This is a genomic window from Mesobacillus jeotgali, assembly GCF_900166585.1.
Lineage (GTDB): Bacteria > Bacillota > Bacilli > Bacillales > Cytobacillaceae > Mesobacillus > Mesobacillus jeotgali_A.
In genome coordinates, this window is sequence record NZ_FVZC01000007.1 from 1 (window position 1) to 18,364 (window position 18,364).

18 protein-coding genes, 1 rRNA gene and 1 riboswitch are annotated in these 18,364 nt (G+C 47.2%); of the genes, 16 read left to right on the forward strand and 3 right to left on the reverse strand.

Annotation, left to right across the window (positions count from 1 at the left end):
* Window positions 1–151: 151 nt before the first annotated feature.
* Window positions 152–267 (forward strand): 5S ribosomal RNA (rrf, locus tag B5X77_RS01440).
* Between the two features lie 46 nt (window positions 268–313).
* On the opposite strand, the gene B5X77_RS01445 is transcribed toward rrf, so the two are convergent.
* Window positions 314–1,171, reverse strand: a complete 858-nt coding sequence (locus tag B5X77_RS01445; RefSeq protein WP_079504385.1) for a manganese catalase family protein — start codon at window positions 1,169–1,171, stop codon at window positions 314–316.
* A gap of 373 nt (window positions 1,172–1,544) precedes the next feature.
* Between B5X77_RS01445 and B5X77_RS01450 the strand changes: the two genes are divergently transcribed.
* Window positions 1,545–3,251 carry a methyl-accepting chemotaxis protein gene (locus tag B5X77_RS01450; protein ID WP_176167193.1) on the forward strand — a complete coding sequence of 569 codons (1,707 nt, stop codon included), beginning with the start codon at window positions 1,545–1,547 and terminating at the stop codon, window positions 3,249–3,251.
* A 19-nt stretch (window positions 3,252–3,270) separates the two neighbouring features.
* Here the strand turns inward: B5X77_RS01450 and B5X77_RS01455 are convergent, their stop codons facing one another.
* Window positions 3,271–3,636: an NIPSNAP family protein gene (locus B5X77_RS01455; protein ID WP_079504387.1), complete on the reverse strand. Its 366-nt coding sequence runs from the start codon at window positions 3,634–3,636 to the stop codon at window positions 3,271–3,273.
* 263 nt (window positions 3,637–3,899) lie between these two features.
* On the opposite strand from B5X77_RS01455, the gene B5X77_RS01460 reads away from it, so the two are divergent.
* The 14 genes from B5X77_RS01460 to purD all read left to right on the forward strand — a co-directional run bounded on the left by B5X77_RS01460 (window position 3,900) and on the right by purD (window position 18,208).
* A complete protein-coding gene (locus tag B5X77_RS01460; RefSeq protein WP_079504389.1) occupies window positions 3,900–4,442 on the forward strand; it encodes a DUF2179 domain-containing protein in 543 nt (180 codons plus the stop codon).
* A complete protein-coding gene (locus B5X77_RS01465) occupies window positions 4,439–4,645 on the forward strand; it encodes an NETI motif-containing protein (RefSeq protein WP_079504391.1) in 207 nt (68 codons plus the stop codon). Before B5X77_RS01460 ends, B5X77_RS01465 begins: the two co-directional genes overlap by 4 nt.
* 95 nt (window positions 4,646–4,740) lie before the next feature.
* Window positions 4,741–4,842: riboswitch (purine riboswitch) on the forward strand.
* Between the two features lie 133 nt (window positions 4,843–4,975).
* Complete coding sequence (gene purE / locus B5X77_RS01470; protein ID WP_079504393.1) at window positions 4,976–5,458, forward strand: 5-(carboxyamino)imidazole ribonucleotide mutase; 483 nt, start codon at window positions 4,976–4,978, stop codon at window positions 5,456–5,458.
* Entirely contained in the window at window positions 5,445–6,605 is a 1,161-nt protein-coding gene (purK, locus tag B5X77_RS01475) for a 5-(carboxyamino)imidazole ribonucleotide synthase (RefSeq protein ID WP_079504395.1), read from the forward strand. The genes purE and purK overlap by 14 nt, the downstream gene beginning before the upstream one ends.
* Window positions 6,602–7,894: an adenylosuccinate lyase gene (purB, locus tag B5X77_RS01480; protein WP_079504397.1), complete on the forward strand. Its 1,293-nt coding sequence runs from the start codon at window positions 6,602–6,604 to the stop codon at window positions 7,892–7,894. The genes purK and purB overlap by 4 nt, the downstream gene beginning before the upstream one ends.
* A 348-nt stretch (window positions 7,895–8,242) precedes the next feature.
* Window positions 8,243–8,962 carry a phosphoribosylaminoimidazolesuccinocarboxamide synthase gene (gene purC / locus B5X77_RS01485; protein ID WP_079505820.1) on the forward strand — a complete coding sequence of 240 codons (720 nt, stop codon included), beginning with the start codon at window positions 8,243–8,245 and terminating at the stop codon, window positions 8,960–8,962.
* Window positions 8,955–9,209: a phosphoribosylformylglycinamidine synthase subunit PurS gene (gene purS, locus B5X77_RS01490; RefSeq protein WP_079504399.1), complete on the forward strand. Its 255-nt coding sequence runs from the start codon at window positions 8,955–8,957 to the stop codon at window positions 9,207–9,209. The genes purC and purS overlap by 8 nt, the downstream gene beginning before the upstream one ends.
* A complete protein-coding gene (gene purQ, locus B5X77_RS01495) occupies window positions 9,206–9,892 on the forward strand; it encodes a phosphoribosylformylglycinamidine synthase subunit PurQ (protein ID WP_079504401.1) in 687 nt (228 codons plus the stop codon). The genes purS and purQ overlap by 4 nt, the downstream gene beginning before the upstream one ends.
* Complete coding sequence (purL, locus tag B5X77_RS01500; RefSeq protein WP_079504403.1) at window positions 9,876–12,092, forward strand: phosphoribosylformylglycinamidine synthase subunit PurL; 2,217 nt, start codon at window positions 9,876–9,878, stop codon at window positions 12,090–12,092. The genes purQ and purL overlap by 17 nt, the downstream gene beginning before the upstream one ends.
* The gene (purF, locus tag B5X77_RS01505; protein WP_079504405.1) at window positions 12,077–13,489 is read left to right on the forward strand and encodes an amidophosphoribosyltransferase; all 1,413 of its coding nucleotides are present in this window, start codon (window positions 12,077–12,079) and stop codon (window positions 13,487–13,489) included. The genes purL and purF overlap by 16 nt, the downstream gene beginning before the upstream one ends.
* Before the next feature lie 246 nt (window positions 13,490–13,735).
* Window positions 13,736–14,773 (forward strand): phosphoribosylformylglycinamidine cyclo-ligase, encoded by a 1,038-nt coding sequence (gene purM / locus B5X77_RS01510; protein WP_079504407.1) that lies wholly within the window; start codon window positions 13,736–13,738, stop codon window positions 14,771–14,773.
* A complete protein-coding gene (gene purN / locus B5X77_RS01515; RefSeq protein WP_079504409.1) occupies window positions 14,770–15,372 on the forward strand; it encodes a phosphoribosylglycinamide formyltransferase in 603 nt (200 codons plus the stop codon). Before purM ends, purN begins: the two co-directional genes overlap by 4 nt.
* Window positions 15,351–16,889: a bifunctional phosphoribosylaminoimidazolecarboxamide formyltransferase/IMP cyclohydrolase gene (gene purH, locus B5X77_RS01520; protein ID WP_079504411.1), complete on the forward strand. Its 1,539-nt coding sequence runs from the start codon at window positions 15,351–15,353 to the stop codon at window positions 16,887–16,889. The genes purN and purH overlap by 22 nt, the downstream gene beginning before the upstream one ends.
* Before the next feature lie 56 nt (window positions 16,890–16,945).
* Entirely contained in the window at window positions 16,946–18,208 is a 1,263-nt protein-coding gene (gene purD, locus B5X77_RS01525) for a phosphoribosylamine--glycine ligase (RefSeq protein ID WP_079504413.1), read from the forward strand.
* Here purD and B5X77_RS23950 read toward each other — a convergent pair.
* The gene (locus B5X77_RS23950; RefSeq protein WP_324782409.1) at window positions 18,186–18,299 is read right to left on the reverse strand and encodes an EYxxD motif small membrane protein; all 114 of its coding nucleotides are present in this window, start codon (window positions 18,297–18,299) and stop codon (window positions 18,186–18,188) included. The genes purD and B5X77_RS23950 overlap by 23 nt on opposite strands.
* Between the last annotated feature and the right edge of the window lie 65 nt (window positions 18,300–18,364).

Below are 18,364 nucleotides of genomic sequence, written 5' to 3' on the forward strand. Positions count from 1 at the left end.
GGAGCTGACTGATACTAATCGTTCGAGGACTTAACCAAAAACGAAAAGCAAAGGCTAGGAGCCGGAGCTGGACAATGATCATTCGTTCTTCTTGAATTCTTCTTACAACATTATCTAGTTTTGAGGGCGCAAAAAACCTCAAACCAAATAGTCTGGTGGCGATGGCGAGAAGGTCACACCCGTTCCCATACCGAACACGGAAGTTAAGCTTCTCAGCGCCGATGGTAGTTGGGGGTTTCCCCCTGTGAGAGTAGGACGCCGCCGGGCAAAAAAAAGAACAGCTGTAATGGCTGTTCTTTTTTTGTAAATAATTTTAATTGTTTAAATCATATAGGCCGGGAGCATGCTCATTTGGCATTTCTGGCATTTCAGGCACCGGATAGCCTTTTGGAGGTTCAATTACCGACAAATCGCCGCCGTTTCTGCTTGGGGATTGTCCCTGAAAGATTTCCCCAATCCTTGTATCATCCAGACGGAAATTGAATTGTGCATTATGAAAGCCCATATCAACATATTTGCGGCACTCTGGATACTTATTTAAATCATAATTTGGAATCGGGAACATTTTGCCCCAATCTACGCCAAGCGTTTCCAGAGCTTTAGCAAAAGCGTTTTGGTGGGCATTGTCCCTGACAATTAGGAAAGCGATAGTTTCCCTTAAAGTCTTATTATCGCTCATTTCGTAAATCCTTGATTTTTGAAGGACACCAGTTGATTCTAATACAACATTATTTAAGAGGTTTGCCGCTAAGTTTCCGTGGTCATATACCCATGATCCATTCCAAGGGTTGCCGCCTGCATCGACTGGCAGGGAAGCCTTTGCCCCAATAATATAATGATGTGGATTTGCGCCAGATTGAATGACATCATCTAATGGAGCACCATCCAATGCCTGATTGCCAGGCATATCGCCACCAGACTCATTCAAAAGCTGATTGATTGTCGATTGGACCAGTTCAACATGTGAAAGCTCTTCAAGGAAAACACCCCTGATGAGGTCACGATATTGTTTAGCTTTTCCCCTGAAGTTGGCACTCTGGAAGGAAAACTGCATCATAGTCCGCATTTCACCAAACTGTCCCCCGAGGGTTTCCTGGAGTACTCTTGCTGCATGGGGATCAGGCTTATCAGGCACTATCATATTAATCAAATCTTCTTTATAGAAATACACTCGAATCAGCCACCTTTTGTATGAAAAATTCTTATATATGATGCCTTACAATTTGAAATATTATTCCTTGCATGGAATTTGCTCCATCGCCACGGTCAACTACTAGCACCCCATTAGGTTGAACAGTTATCAATGTCGAACTTAGCTTCTTGTTCCTGCCTTCCATAAAGTATTCCTTTTTAATGAAGGGAAAATCACTACACCCACGATGTACCCTTTAAACATGACAGTGCAATACTTATCGTTGTCATGAACTGTGTCCAATTTATGAATTCCTCTTTTTGTTAATAAAAACTCGACCCGTCCGATATTACTTTAGCAAGTATTTTATTTTTTACATAGCAGTTACTTTCATCAAGGGGGAGCATGGATTTTGGGGAAAAGGAAAGCTGGTTTGAGGTTGAAATTAGGGACTAAAATTAATTTGATTGTTCTGATCACAGTGTTGTTGCTCTCTGTGATAATAGGACTGGTCGTGACAAGGGAAGTCACGAAGGGAATAAAGTCTTTTGCAGTGGAGAAGGCTAAGGGAGATCTTGCGCTAAGTGAAAGATATATTAACAATAAGTTCCCTGGTGAGTGGGAGATTAAAAATGGGCAGCTGTATAAGGGTAGTCAACTCTTTAATGAGGATTACGAGATTGTAGACAAGATTGGAAATGATACAGGGGATACGGTCACGATTTTTCAAGGTGATACCCGCATAGCTACTAATGTCATGCTTGAAGGAAAACGGGCGGTAGGAACGAGGGTTTCTGAAGAGGTTGCCAGTGTGGTTCTCAAGCAGGGAAAACCATTCTATGGTGAAGCGATAGTAGCAGGAAATGCTTATCAAACAGCTTATACACCGATAAAGGACCAGGATGGCAAAACAATAGGAATTCTATATGTGGGTGCTTCAGAAAAGATAATTGAGGAGATCTTATCCTCTTTTATGATTAAATTTATCATCCAGGTAATCATAGTTGTCATTATCGCATCAATAGGGATTTACTGGTTTACACGAGGGTTAAAAAGAAGGCTCGAGTCGGTAGCGAATGCGATGACAATGGCAGGTTCCGGTGATTTTACAGGTAATGTGGAAGACCATACTGGGGATGAGCTGAGTGACCTCGCCAATAGCTATAATAAAATGAAGGATAATTTGAGTGCAATGCTGAGAGAGGTGCTCGAAACTTCTGAACAGGTAGCAGCTTCATCAGAAGAGCTGAATGCAGGGGCTGAACAGACTAGCAGAGCTACGGAGCAGATAACCGAGGCAATCCAGCAGATTGCTGGGGGTGCTGAGGGACAAACACAGGGGATTGAAGAAAGTGCAAGAGCGTTGGATGAACTTGCAAAGGGAGTAATGAATATTGCGGAGACTTCCTCTTTAATCGCTGAGTCCAGTTCACGGGCCAGTGACCATGCTAAACAGGGTGAGGCATTCGTTCAACAGACGGCAAGCCAGATGAATATGATCCATACATCTGTTAATGAGACGGGAGAAATCATTCGCCTGCTGAATGAGAGGTCCAGGCAAATTGGAAGCATCTCTCAGGCTATTACTGAAATTGCGGATCAAACCAATTTACTGGCACTCAATGCAGCCATTGAAGCAGCGAGAGCAGGAGAGCATGGTAAAGGGTTTGCAGTGGTCGCGGCAGAGGTAAGGAAATTGGCAGAGCAATCCCAGAATTCTTCTTCACAGATTTCCGAGTTAATCAGGAAGATCCAAACCGATATGGAGCATTCAAATGTTTCGATGGATCTTGTGAAACAAGAAGTGCTAAGTGGCCTGGAGATTGTCGACGGCTCACAACGAAGCTTCCTAGAAATCCTTCGGTCAATGGAAAGTCTGGGAGGGCAGGTCGAAGGGATGGCAGCCACTGCAGAACAGATGTCAGCGAGCACAGAAGAAATTTCTGCGACTGTCAATGGGATCGCTTCTATTTCAAAGGAATCATCCTTACATAGCCAGAATGTAGCCGCTTCAGCAGAGGAACAATTAGCCTCTATGGAGGAAGTGACAGCCTCGGCAAACAATCTGTCCACGATGGCTGATACCTTGAAAGATACAGTAACAGCATTCAAAATCTAAAATGAAACATCAAGCCTTTTTACATAAGGTTTGATGTTTTTTTATCTTCCTTGACTGTTGAAATCAGCTGCTCATTCCTGACTTCCAAGAAATTTTCTTTTTTTACATTTTCCTTCCCGCCATGGCTCTCATACCATGTTTGAATTCTCTTAAGATGTTCTGTATCACTTCTCACACCTTTTTCTATTTCAAGGTAAGCCTCATAGCTGTCGTATTCCCAAATAGCAAATACCTCTGTAGTTTCCTCATCTTTCGGAACCATCCATCTCCCGATTAACCTGGCCCCATGCTTTAGTTGATTAGGCATGTTAATTTCATTGAATAGCTTATTGAATGGCTCTATAAAATCATTTTTAACTATGTAAAATTTCCTGCGATAAAACATATATTCAGCTCCTTAAAAATCGTACACTCTTCCATAATATTCACTTGTTCAGATGTCCGTCAATTTTTATATCAATTCCACTTACAGCGTTTTTTTGAAATAAAAACTTCGGAACGATCTCTTCAAAAAAGTTTCAAACTCAACACTTAAGGAAACCTTACTATTAGATGAGTTTTAGTTGAAAAATCTGCAAGTTGCTTTACAAGCGATTTGATTAATGCGAACATTAAGGCTTACTAGAAGAGATGTCTGGAGGGTTTGGAATGCTAGAGAATAGTTTCATCATGGTAGCCATCATCTTACTCATCAACATTGTGTATGTGTCTTTTTTTACAATCAGGATGATCCTGACTTTGAAGGGACAGCGTTACTTGGCCGCGGGTCTGAGCATGATCGAGGTCGTTATTTATGTCGTGGGACTTGGACTTGTACTTGATAATCTAAATCAGATACAAAACTTGATTGCCTATGCAGTCGGATATGGGATTGGTGTCATTGTCGGGATGAAGATTGAGGAGAAGCTGGCACTTGGATATATTACTATCAATGTGATTACAAAGGAATATGATCGGGATCTCCCTAAAGCATTGCGGGAACAGGGGTATGGTGTCACGGACTGGGCTGCTCACGGGCTTGAGGGCAACCGGATGGCGATGCAGATCCTAACGCCGAGGAAATATGAATTGAAGCTTTACGAGACCATCAAGGAACTGGATCCAAAGGCATTCATTATCGCCTATGAACCGAAAGCTATCCATGGCGGGTTCTGGGTGAAATCTGTTCGGAAAGGAAAGCTGTTTTCATGAGCAAAGGAAAAAAGAAACAGATGTATGAAGTTGGAGAACAGGAATCGATCGATGATTGCCTTAATAGGATGAAGAAGGATGGGTTTGCCCCTGTACGAAGGATGGAAAAGCCGATCTTCAAGGAAGTAGAAAAAAACGGGACAGTGGAGTACGAGCCTGCAGGCAGACAAATCATTTTTGAAGCCAGGGTAATAGAAGAATAGTCATATAAAACACGAACGAAAAAAATAATTAACTTTTTAATGTTCGATTATTGATTGACAACAAGTCGAAATGGTTGTTAATATGTAGATGTCGAAAGTGAAATTTAGTTTTCCCTCGTATAATAATGGGGATATGGCCCATGAGTCTCTACCCGGCTGCCGTAAATGGCCGGACTATGAGGGAAAGTAGTTTTTAAGCGAAGGGAACAGAAATCGCGTTCACTTATGGATTTCTTGCGCGCACGCACCCGGACAGACTACTTTCTCTTCTTTATGGAGGAAGCAGTCTATCCGGGTTTTTTGTTTTTAACTCCAAAGGGGGTAAGGGATATGTCGGTTACAGTCATAATGGGAAGCAAGTCAGATTGGGAAACGATGAAGCATGCATGTGACATACTTGAGCAATTGGAAATTTCATATATAAAGAAGGTTGTATCGGCCCACAGGACACCTGACTTGATGTTTGAGTTTGCTGAAAATGCCAGGGAAGCGGGCATAAAGGTCATCATTGCCGGAGCTGGAGGAGCAGCTCATTTGCCTGGTATGGTAGCGGCGAAAACAACACTTCCGGTCATCGGTGTGCCAGTGCAGTCGCGGGCTCTCAATGGATTAGATTCACTTTTATCAATCGTCCAGATGCCTGGCGGGGTGCCAGTTGCGACTGTAGCGATCGGCAAAGCAGGGGCAACGAATGCAGGTTTGCTCGCAGCGCAGATCCTTGGGGCTTTTGACAATGAGGTTGCCGAGAGATTGGAACGGATGAGGGAGCAGACAAAAATATCAGTGATGGAAAGCAGTGATGAGCTTGTCTAAATTGATTTTACCAGGAGAGACAATCGGGATAATTGGCGGCGGACAGCTTGGAAAAATGATGGCGCTGTCGGCAAAGGCAATGGGGTTCAGAGTGATTGTCCTTGACCCGACAGAGGATTGCCCGTGCGGCCAGGTGGCAGATGAGCAGATTGTCGGCGGGTATGATGATCTTGAAAAAATAAAGCAGCTATCACAACAAAGTGATGTGATAACTTATGAGTTTGAGAACATCGATGCGGATGGTCTTGAATGGCTGAATAAATACGCCTATGTGCCGCAGGGCACAGAATTGCTGCGGGTCACACAGGACAGGATAGAAGAGAAGCGCCATATTGAGGCAGCAGGTGTGAAAGTTGCACCATACACAGTTGTTGAAAAAGTGGAAGATGTCAGGGCTGGAATCGAGAAGCTGGGAATGCCAGCTGTTCTGAAAACTTCACGCGGCGGTTATGACGGCAAAGGGCAGCTGGTGATCAGGTCAATCGATGATATCCCTTTGGCTGAAACACTTGTCAGTCAGGGGACATGCGTACTGGAAAAATGGATTCCTTTTGAGAAAGAGATTTCAGTGATCGTCACCCGCAGTACGAATGGGGAAACGGCCATTTTCCCAGTGGCTGAAAATATCCATCAGGAAAATATTCTGCATCAAACCATTGTGCCGGCAAGAATCAGCACAGAGGCTGAAGCAAAGGCTATAAAAGCAGCCAAACAGATTGCGGAAGCGTTGGAGTTAACCGGGACGCTGGCGGTTGAGATGTTTTTAGCGGGTGATGATGAGCTTTACATAAATGAACTGGCGCCGAGACCGCATAATTCGGGGCATTATACCATCGAAGCATGTGAGACTTCGCAGTTTGAACAGCATATTAGGGCAGTATGCGGCTGGACTCTGGGAAGCACGAATTTGCTGAAGCCAGCTGTGATGGTGAATATCCTGGGGCAGCACCAGCAGCCATTGCTGGATAAAATCGCTGATTTGCCGGATTGGAAAATCCATTTATATGGAAAAAAGGAAGCGAAGTATAAACGGAAAATGGGGCATGTGACCCTTTTGCGAGACAGAGTAGATGTTGCACTGGATGAAGCTGAGAGAAGCGGAATCTGGGAAGGTGCAGCAGAATTGATCGGAGGACAAAAGAGATGATAGATCGTTATACAAGACCGGAAATGGGAGCAATCTGGACGGAGGAAAACCGTTTTAAGGCATGGCTCGAGGTGGAAATCCTTGCATGTGAGGCTTGGGCTGAGCTTGGCGAAATCCCTAGGGAAGATGTGAAGAAGCTCAGGGAGAATGCCTCATTTAATATTGACCGGATCAAGGAGATCGAGGAAGAGACACGTCATGATGTGGTTGCTTTCACAAGAGCAGTGTCCGAAACTCTTGGTGAAGAGCGCAAGTGGGTGCATTATGGCCTGACTTCTACAGATGTAGTGGATACAGCTTTATCTTATGTACTTAAGCAGGCAAATACGATTTTATTGAAGGACCTTGAGAACTTCGTTGAAATTTTGGCGAATAAGGCAAAAGAACATAAGTACACAGTTATGATGGGCCGTACGCATGGTGTGCATGCAGAGCCGACGACATTTGGCCTGAAGCTTGCTCTTTGGCTGGAGGAAATGAAGCGGAATCTCGAGCGTTTCAAAATGGCTTCCCGTGATGTCGAGTTTGGCAAGATTTCCGGTGCGGTTGGAACTTACGCGAATATTGATCCATTTGTTGAATCTTATGTTTGTGAAAAGCTTGGCCTGCAGCCGGCACCGATTTCAACACAGACTTTGCAGCGTGACCGCCATGCATTTTATATGTCGACGCTTGCATTGATTGCGACTTCAATTGAAAAGTTTGCGGTTGAGATCCGCGGCCTGCAAAAGAGTGAAACTCGGGAGGTTGAGGAGTTTTTTGCAAAAGGACAGAAGGGTTCATCAGCGATGCCGCATAAGCGTAACCCGATTGGATCTGAAAATATGACCGGTATGGCACGCGTCATCCGCGGTTATATGACAACGGCTTACGAAAATGTGCCTTTATGGCATGAGCGCGATATCTCGCATTCTTCTGCTGAGAGAATTATTTTACCGGACGCAACGATTGCATTGAATTATATGCTGAACCGTTTCGGCAATATCGTTAAGAACTTGACGGTTTATCCGGAGAACATGAAGCGCAATATGGACCGGACGCTTGGCTTGATTTACTCCCAGCGTGTGCTGCTAGCCTTGATTGACAAAGGAATGTCCCGTGAGGAAGCGTACGATACAGTGCAGCCGCGTGCGATGGAAGCCTGGGAGAAGCAGGTGCAATTCCGCAGCCTGATCGAGAGCGATGAGAAAATCGCCGGACTTTTAAGTGAAGGTGAAATCGACGATTGCTTTGATTATAACTATCACATCAAGCATGTTGATATGATTTTTGAGCGTTTAGGACTTTAATACGAATGGGCAAGATTTCTTGCCCATCTTTTAAATGATAAGAAAAGTGTAAAAAATTAACTGCGAGAATTGTCCAGTTCCAGCGCCTAGCCAGTTTTCACCCTGACTTAACTTCCTCGAGTATCTTGCGAGAAGCGTTAGCTTTGAGCAGCTCGAGTCGCTTCGGTCCGCCCGATGAAGTCAAAGAACGACTTCTTCGTTCGGCCCTCCGAGGCACAGGACGTGCTAGACCCGCCAGCCACACGATGTGGCGGTTTAGGCGGGCAGCGCTTGTCGGGGCTGACCAAGGCGCTTGCACTTTTCGATGTGACTGAAGATTGCCAATTATCTCAATCGGAGGGCGTTGAAATGGAAGAGCAGACATTGCTGTACGAAGGGAAAGCGAAGCGGATTTACGCAACGGATCAAGAGGACATTGTAAGAGTTCAATACAAGGATTCAGCGACGGCTTACAATGGGGAGAAAAAAGCCGAAATTGCCGGTAAGGGCAGGTTGAATAACGAAATTACGAGTCTATTATTCTTGAAGCTTAGTGAAGCGGGAATCCATTCCCATTTTATAAAAAAGATCTCCGAAACGGAACAGCTAGTGAAGCGAGTAAAAATCATACCGCTTGAAGTGGTCGTGAGGAATTATGCTGCAGGCAGCTTTTCAAAAAGGCTTGGCGTCGAGGAAGGCCAAAAGCTTCCGCGCTCGATCGTTGAGTTTTACCTGAAGGACGACTCACTTGGAGACCCGCTACTAACCGATGACCATGTGGACGTACTGAATCTTGCGACAGAAGAAGAAGCGGCTGAATTGAAGGAAGCCGCTCTGAAAATCAATGAAATCCTCGGAGGGTTTTTCGAGGAAATCAGCGTGAGGTTAATAGATTTCAAGCTTGAATTTGGCAGGGATGGGGAAGGCAGAATCCTGCTGGCTGATGAGATTTCGCCTGATACCTGCCGCCTGTGGGACATGGAAACACAGCAGAAGCTTGATAAGGACGTGTTCCGCCGTGACCTGGGAAACTTGACTGATGCTTACGAAACCATTTTAACGAGATTGGGAGGACAATTGCATGTATAAAGTAAAAGTGTATGTCACGTTAAGGGAAAGTGTATTGGATCCTCAGGGAACGGCAGTGAAGAATGCACTTGCGACACATGGTTATGAGGGAATCCATGATGTACGCATCGGCAAGTATTTGGAACTGACTTTAGACGAAAGTGTTAAAGATGTAGATGGTGCTGTTAAAGAGATGTGCGAGCGCCTGCTGGCAAATACGGTAATCGAGGATTACAGGTACGAGGTTGAGGAGGTAGTTGCACAGTGAAATTTGCGGTGATCGTATTTCCGGGTTCGAACTGTGACATCGACATGTACCATGCCGCAAAGGATGAGCTTGGTGAACAAGCGGAGTATGTCTGGCATGATGCTCAAAGTCTAGAAGACTATGACGCGGTCCTTTTGCCTGGGGGCTTTTCATACGGAGATTATTTAAGATCTGGCGCGATCGCGCAATTCAGCAATGTCATGAAAGAGGTTGTGAAGGCAGCGGAAGCAGGGAAGCCTGTGCTTGGAGTCTGCAATGGATTCCAGATTTTGCTGGAGGCAGGACTTTTGCCAGGGGCGATGCGCCGGAATGACAGCCTGAAGTTCATTTGCAAACAGGTGGAGCTGACGGTTGAAAATAACGAAACGATGTTCTCAGCAGGCTATGAAAAGGGTGAGGTTATCACGATTCCGGTTGCCCACGGTGAAGGCAACTATTATTGCGATGAAGAAACGCTGGCCCGTTTAAAGGCAAATAATCAAATTGTGTTCACATATAGTGGCGAGAATCCGAACGGTAGTCTTGAAGGAATCGCGGGTATCATTAACGAGCGCGGAAATGTCCTCGGGATGATGCCTCATCCGGAACGTGCGGTCGACGAGCTGCTTGGCGGCGCAGATGGCCTGAAGCTTTTCAAATCAATCGTCAAACAATGGAGGGAAGCAAATGCGGTTAATGCTTGAACCAAGTCCAGAGCAAATTAAGCAGGATAAAATTTATCGTGAAATGGGACTGTCAGACAGCGAGTTTGCTTCTGCCGAAAAGATTCTTGGACGTACACCTAACTATACAGAGACTGGTTTGTTCTCCGTCATGTGGTCGGAGCATTGCAGTTATAAGAACTCCAAGCCCGTGCTAAAAAAGTTCCCTGTCACCGGCGAGCGCGTGCTGCAGGGGCCGGGTGAAGGTGCTGGTATCGTTGATATCGGCGATGGCCAGGCGGTTGTTTTCAAAATCGAGAGCCATAACCATCCTTCAGCAATCGAGCCATATCAGGGAGCAGCTACGGGTGTTGGCGGAATCATCCGCGACGTTTTTTCGATGGGAGCAAGGCCGATTGCATTATTGAATTCCCTTCGTTTTGGAGAGCTGGAGTCGCCTCGGGTGAAATATTTGTTTGAACAGGTGGTTGCCGGGATTGCCGGCTACGGAAACTGTATCGGTATTCCGACTGTTGGCGGTGAGGTTCAGTTTGACTCTGCCTATGATGGCAATCCGCTTGTGAATGCGATGTGTGTCGGGCTGATCAACCATGAGGATATTAAGAAGGGCCAGGCACATGGAGCAGGCAATACCGTTATGTACGTTGGCGCAAAGACTGGACGAGATGGGATCCATGGCGCGACGTTTGCGTCAGAGGAACTGAATGAAGCATCTGAAGAGAAGCGTCCTGCTGTCCAGGTTGGCGACCCTTTTATGGAAAAATTGCTTTTGGAAGCATGCCTTGAGCTTGTTAAAAATGATGCGCTTGTTGGCATCCAGGACATGGGTGCTGCAGGTTTGACAAGTTCCTCTGCTGAAATGGCGAGCAAGGCAGGTTCTGGGATTGAGATGAATCTTGACCTTGTGCCTCAGCGTGAAACAGGCATGACGGCTTATGAAATGATGCTCTCCGAATCACAGGAACGCATGCTGATCGTTGTGGAAAAAGGCCGTGAACAGGAAATCATCGATCTTTTTTCAAAATATGAGCTTGAAGCGGTTTCGATTGGAACAGTAACGGACGACAAGATGCTTCGTCTTTTACATAAAGGAGAGGTAGTAGCTGAGGTTCCGGCAGATGCGCTAGCTGAAGAGGCTCCTGTCTATTACAAGCCTTCCAGTGAACCAGCTTACTTCCGTGAGTTCCAGGCAATGGATAATGAGATTCCGGAAATAGAAAACTATGAAACTGCTCTCTTGCAGCTGCTGCAGCAGCCGACAATTGCGAGCAAAGAGTGGGTCTATGATCAATATGACCACATGGTGCGCACGAGCACGGTCGTGTCTCCTGGATCCGATGCAGCGGTTGTAAGAATCCGCGGCACTGAAAAGGGCCTGGCAATGACAACGGACTGCAATTCCCGCTATATCTATCTTGACCCGGAAACAGGCGGGAAGATTGCCGTTGCCGAAGCGGCGCGCAACATTGTCTGTTCTGGCGGCGAACCATTGGCCATCACGGATTGCCTCAATTTCGGTAATCCGGAGAAGCCGGAGATTTTCTGGCAGTTTGAAAAAGCGGTTGATGGCATGAGCGAAGCGTGCCGGACATTGAGCACCCCTGTCATCGGCGGGAATGTAAGTTTGTACAATGAAACGAATGGAACGGCTGTCTACCCAACTCCGGTTGTCGGAATGGTTGGATTAGTTGAGAATCTTAAGCACGTTACAACGCAGCATTTTAAAAATGACGGCGATTTGATTTATCTGTTGGGAGACACGAAGGATGAGTTTGGCGGCAGCGAGCTGCAGAAGCTGATTCATGGCCGGATCTTTGGCAAGGCGCCAGAACTCGATTTAGAAGTAGAAGCAAGCTATCAAGGTCAAATTTTAACAGCGATCAGAAATGGTTTTGTTGCTTCTGCGCATGATGTTGCAGAGGGCGGAGTTGCTGTAGCGCTTGCTGAATCGGTGATCGGCAGCAAAGGGCTTGGAGCTGAAGTTAAGCTGGAAGGCCATGCTGTATCGGCATTGTTCAGCGAATCGCAATCCCGCTTCATTTTATCCGTAAAACCTGAGCACCAGATTAAGTTTGAGAGTTTAACAGATGCAGTGCTGATTGGGAAAGTAGTTGAAGCACCTGTTTTAAAGATTGATGTGAACGGAAAGAGCGTAATCAGTCAAGATGCAGAGGGGCTGAAAAAGGCCTGGAAAGGAGCCATCCCATGCTTGCTGAACTAAAAGGCTTGAATGAGGAATGCGGCGTTTTTGGAATCTGGGGACATCCCGAGGCAGCACAAATCACCTATTATGGTCTTCACAGTCTGCAGCACCGCGGCCAGGAGGGAACTGGAATCGTTGTCAGTGATGGGCAGCAGCTTAAGGGCCGGAAGGGTGAAGGCCTTGTTACGGAAATTTTCACGGCAGACGCAATGGATGACCTTCAGGGTGTTGGGGCGATCGGCCATGTCCGCTATGCCACAGCAGGAGGAGGCGGCTACGAGAATGTACAGCCGCTTCTGTTCCAATCGCAAAGCGGCGGCCTTGCCCTGGCTCATAACGGCAATCTGGTGAATGCTGATGCATTGAGGAACCAGCTTGAAGCTCAGGGAAGTATCTTCCAGACAAGTTCTGATACCGAAGTACTTGCCCATTTGATTAAGCGCGGCGGTTTCAGCCAGCTGAGGGATCGCGTAAAAAATGCCTTGCCGATGCTGAAGGGTGCTTATGCATTTTTAATCATGACCGAGACGGAATTCATGGTGGCTTTAGATCCGCATGGCCTTCGCCCGCTTTCACTTGGCAGGCTTGGAGATGCTTATGTAGTAGCATCTGAGACTTGTGCGTTCGATATTGTCGGTGCTGAATTTGTCAGGGACGTCCTTCCTGGCGAGCTGCTCGTGATCAATGAGGATGGCCTGCACTCTGAAATGTATTCGATGAATTCAACAACGGCCATCTGTACGATGGAATATATTTATTTTTCCAGACCTGACAGCAATATCCACGGGATTAACGTCCATGCGGCCCGGAAAAATCTTGGCAAGCAGCTGGCTAAAGAGGTGCCGATCGAAGCAGATGTGGTCACGGGTGTTCCGGATTCCAGTATTTCTGCGGCTATCGGCTATGCGGAGGAATCAGGAATTCCGTACGAAATGGGCTTGATCAAGAACCGTTATGTCGGCCGTACCTTCATCCAGCCATCGCAGTCACTGAGGGAGCAGGGAGTGAAAATGAAGCTTTCCCCGGTCCGCGGGATTGTTGAAGGCAAGCGTGTGATTATGGTTGATGACTCAATAGTGCGCGGAACGACAAGCCGCCGGATCGTGAAGATGCTTAAGGAAGCAGGAGCAACTGAAGTGCATGTTGTCATCAGCTCGCCGCCGATACAAAACCCGTGCTTTTACGGAATCGATACTTCGACTCGTGAAGAGCTGATCGCTTCCGAGAAATCGGTTGAAGAGATACGCGAACTGATTGGTGCTGATTCGCTGACGTTCTTAAGTGTCGAGGGAATGCTGGATGCAATCGGACGCAATGAACCAGGCGAGACGCGCGGACAGTGCCTTGCTTGTTTTACCGGTAAATATCCAACGGAAATCTATCCGCAGGCAATTCCTGCCGGGCAGAAGTGCTGAAAAAGGCTGTTTCCATATTGATATCCCATTTCTTATAATGAAAGGCAATTTGCTGAAGCTGGTAAGCCTGCCAAAGGGAACGTAATTCAGGCTTCCTAGCGTTTACAAGATTGAAAGCCGTCGAAGGAAAATGTAAACCGAATTTCTGATAAACCTGTATAAAAACCAGTAGAGAAAACGTTCTGTGAATCAACAGAATTCAATTAATGCTATTTTAGAAAAACAGCCAAATCGGAGGTAGTGAACATGGCAAACGCGTATAAGCAGGCTGGTGTCGATATTGAGGCCGGATATGAAGCGGTTGAACGAATCAAAAAGCATGTGAATCGGACGGCCAGGCCAGGAATGATCGGGGCTCTGGGCGGATTCGGCGGAATGTTCGACCTATCGAGCCTCGGATTGAAGGAGCCGGTGCTCGTTTCCGGTACGGATGGTGTCGGCACGAAGCTGATGCTCGCTTTCATGATGGACCGCCATGATACAATAGGCATTGATGCGGTCGCGATGTGTGTCAACGATATCGTCGTCCAGGGAGCTGAACCATTGTACTTCCTTGACTATATCGCCTGCGGCAAGGCCCAGCCTGAAAAAATCGAAGCGATTGTCAAAGGGATAGCCGATGGCTGTGAGCAGGCCGGCTGCGCGCTTGTCGGCGGCGAGACCGCGGAAATGCCAGGAATGTACTCTCCAGAAGAATATGATCTTGCGGGATTCGCAGTCGGAGCCTGTGAAAAAGCAAATATTATCAACGGGCAGGGAATCAAGGAAGGCGATGTGCTGGTCGGGCTGGCATCCAGCGGAATCCACAGCAATGGCTACTCGCTTGTCCGCAAGGTGTTTTTAGAACAGGCGGGCTGGGAGCTGGAACGCTATGTTGATGAGTTTGACTGCACACTTGGAGAGGAACTGTTGAAGCCGACCCGCATTTATGTAAAATCTGTGCTTGCCGCGTTGAAGCAATTCGAGCTAAAGGGACTTGCCCACATCACGGGAGGCGGTTTTATCGAAAACATCCCGAGAATGCTGCCTGAAGGGCTTGGCGCAGAGATCGAAGAAGGCAGCTGGGAAATTCCTCAGGTGTTCAAAACATTAGAATTTCTAGCCCAGCTAGATCGGACGGACATGTATAATACATTTAACATGGGAATCGGTATGGTAGCTGCTGTGGATAAAGGGATTGCCCATGAGGTAGTGAAGTTTTTCAACGAGCAGGGCGAGCGGGCTGCTGTAATCGGTAAGGTTACAGGTACCGAAGGAATCCAATTAAAGGGTGAAGCAAAATGAAGAAAATTGCCGTGTTAGCATCAGGAAGCGGAAGCAATTTTCAGGCGCTCGCTGTCGCTGCCCAGTCCGGAATCCTGAAGGCTGAAATCAGTTTGCTCGTATGCGATAAGCCAGGGGCTTTTGCGGTTGATCGAGCAGAAATGCTCGGGATTCCTGCACTGGTCATCAGCCCAAAAGGCTACCCTTCCAAAGCAGCATACGAAGAAGAGATTTTGCAAAAACTAATTAGTCTGGATATAGATATGATTGTGCTTGCAGGCTATATGAGGCTGATCGGCCCGACTTTGCTGAACTCGTATGAAGGAAAAATCATCAACATCCACCCGTCGCTTTTGCCGGCTTTTCCCGGGAAGGATGCGATAGGCCAGGCGCTGGCAGCAGGAGTCGATACAACAGGAGTGACCATTCACTATGTGGATGAGGGCATGGATACCGGTCCAATCATCGCGAGTGCTGCAGTTAGGGTAGCTGCCGGCGAGACACGGGAGTCACTCCAGAAGAAAATACAGCGGATTGAACACAGCTTGTATCCAGAGGTGCTGGAGGAGCTGCTGAACGGAAAAGAGGAGGCAGTAAAATGGGAAAAAAGCGTGCACTGATCAGTGTTTCAAATAAAGAAGGAATTGTGGAGCTGGCGAAGCAGCTTATCGAACTAGGCTTCGAAATCGTCTCCACTGGAGGTACTAAAAATACATTGAAGCAAGCCGGAGTACCGGTCATCGGCATAAGTGACGTCACTGGATTTCCGGAAATCCTTGAGGGACGCGTCAAGACGCTTCACCCGAAAATTCATGGCGGCCTGCTTGCGAAGTATGACGACCCTTCACACCAGGCTCAGATGTCTGAAAATGAAATCGAGAAAATCGAGCTTGTCTGCGTCAATTTGTATCCTTTCAAAGAAACCATTTCAAAACCAGGTGTGACGCCGGAGGATGCGATTGAAAACATTGACATCGGCGGTCCGGCCATGCTGCGCGCCTCTGCGAAAAACCACCAATACATAACAGTGCTTGTCGACCCTGCGGATTACCAGCAGGTGATTGAGGAGTATAAACATCAAAATGAAACCATTCTTGAAACACGTCGCCGCCTTGCAGCGAAAGTGTTCCGCCACACGGCCGCATATGATGCGCTGATTGCTGAATACATGACGAGTCTTTCTGGTGAGGAACAGCCGGAAAAAATGACGGTTACATATGAGCTGAAACAAGGTCTCCGTTATGGGGAAAATCCTCATCAAAAGGCTGCTTTCTATCAAAAGCCGCTGGGCTCAGCATTCTCGGTCGCAGCAGCAGATCAGCTTCACGGGAAAGAGCTGTCATACAACAATATCAATGATGCCAATGCGGCTTTGCAGATTGTAAAAGAGTTCTCCGAGCCTGCTGCAGTTGCCGTCAAGCACATGAACCCATGTGGTGTTGGCACTGGGAAAGACATCTTTGATGCTTTTGGAAAAGCATTTGAAGCCGACCCAGTTTCTATTTTTGGCGGCATCATTGCTTTGAATCGTGAGGTCGATGGAGAGACGGCACGAAAGCTATATGAAATCTTTCTTGAAATCATCATTGCGCCTTCTTTTAGCGACGAAGCAATTGAGATTTTAACGGCGAAGAAAAATCTTCGTTTGTTAAAGGTCTCATTTGAGGGCAATGCAGCAAAAGAGAATACACTGTCCTCCATAGAAGGAGGCCTGCTCGTCCAGGAACAGGATGCATACAGCCTGGAGGATGCGGACATTTCTGTCCCAACGAAGCGTGAACCGACGGAAGCTGAGTGGGAAGCGCTGAAGCTGGGCTGGAAGGTAGTTAAACATGTAAAATCCAACGCGATTGTCGTTGCGAATAAAGATATGACTCTAGGAATTGGTGCTGGCCAGATGAACCGGGTTGGCGCAGCGAAAATCGCCCTTGAACAGGCAGGTTCGAAAGCGGATGGAGCGGCGCTGGCATCTGATGCGTTCTTCCCGATGGATGACACTGTGGAAGCAGCGGCAAAAGCAGGTATCACGGCCATCATCCAGCCTGGCGGTTCGGTCCGTGATGAGGATTCAATCAAAAAGGCCGATGAATACGGAATAGCAATGGTATTTACAGGAGTAAGGCATTTCAGGCATTAAAATTCAGTTTTGTAACAGTCAGGAAAGCAGTTCTGAAATTAACGGGGGTGCGTGTAATGAAGGTTCTTGTGATTGGCAAAGGCGGACGGGAGCATGCAATTTGCTTGAAGGTCAGTCAGAGCCCGATGGTGACGGAGGTTTTTGCAGCACCGGGTAATCCGGGCATGGAGGACTGCGCAAACCTGGTCTCCATAAACGAAACAGATACAGAGGAGCTTGTTTCATTTGCAAAGGACCAGCATATTGGACTGACGATCATCGGGCCCGAAGTTCCTCTCCTGGAAGGGCTGGCAGACCGTTTCATCGAGGAAGGCCTGAAGGTTTTTGGCCCGAGGAAAGCGGCTGCCATCATCGAGGGCAGCAAATCGTTCGCGAAGGATTTAATGAAGAAGTACGGCATTCCTACTGCAGCATACGAAACGTTCACAGACTATGCCGAGGCAAGAGACTACCTCGCCAAAGCAGGAGCGCCAATCGTCATTAAGGCAGACGGACTAGCGGCCGGAAAAGGCGTGGTTGTTGCAATGACCATGCAGCAGGCGGAACAGGCCCTCCAGGAAATGCTGCTGGATGGAAAGTTCGGTCAAGCTTCACAAAGTGTAGTCATCGAGCAATTTTTAACAGGAGAAGAGTTTTCACTGATGGCTTTCGTGAACGGGGAAACCGTAATCCCGCTTGAAATAGCCCAGGATCATAAGCGTGCCTTTGACAACGACCAGGGGCCGAACACGGGCGGGATGGGTGCATACTCTCCGGTTCCCCATATTCGCACGGAATCGATTGAAGAGGCTGTCCAAAAAATTCTTCATCCCGCGGCAATTGCAATGGAAATGGAAGACAGGAGCTTTACAGGCATCCTATATGCAGGACTGATCGAGACGGAGGAAGGGCCAAAGGTGATCGAATTCAATGCCAGGTTCGGTGATCCGGAAACACAGGTAATCCTGCCGAGGATGAAATCTGATCTTGTCAAGGTCATCCTGGAACTGTTAGAAGGAAAGAAGCCTTTGGTGGAGTGGCATGATGAAGCAATGGTGGGTGTGGTTGTAGCTGCCAATGGCTATCCAGAGGAATATGAAAAAGGAGCAGTTCTTAAAGGAATAGAGAACATGTCGGAGGTTTTCCATGCCGGCACGGCAAAAAACAGCCGCGGAGAGTTCGTGACGAACGGCGGCAGGGTGCTGCTTGTAGGTGCAAAAGCAGTATCGTTAAAAGAAGCGCAGCAAAAAGTATATGCTGAGCTTGAAAAGCTGGACTGCCCCGAAACCTTTTACCGCAGGGATATCGGCAGCAAGGCTATCGGGCACGTCTCTTGCTAGAACCCTTCATGTAGACGAGAAGCAGGGCGATGATGCTACCAATCAGCGCAATCCAGACAAAGCTGACATCCATGATATATTCCCAAAACATTGTATCATCTCCTTTTTGGAAGCCCCCAGGTTTGGGGGCTTGTTTTTTTAATATAGCTCTATGGG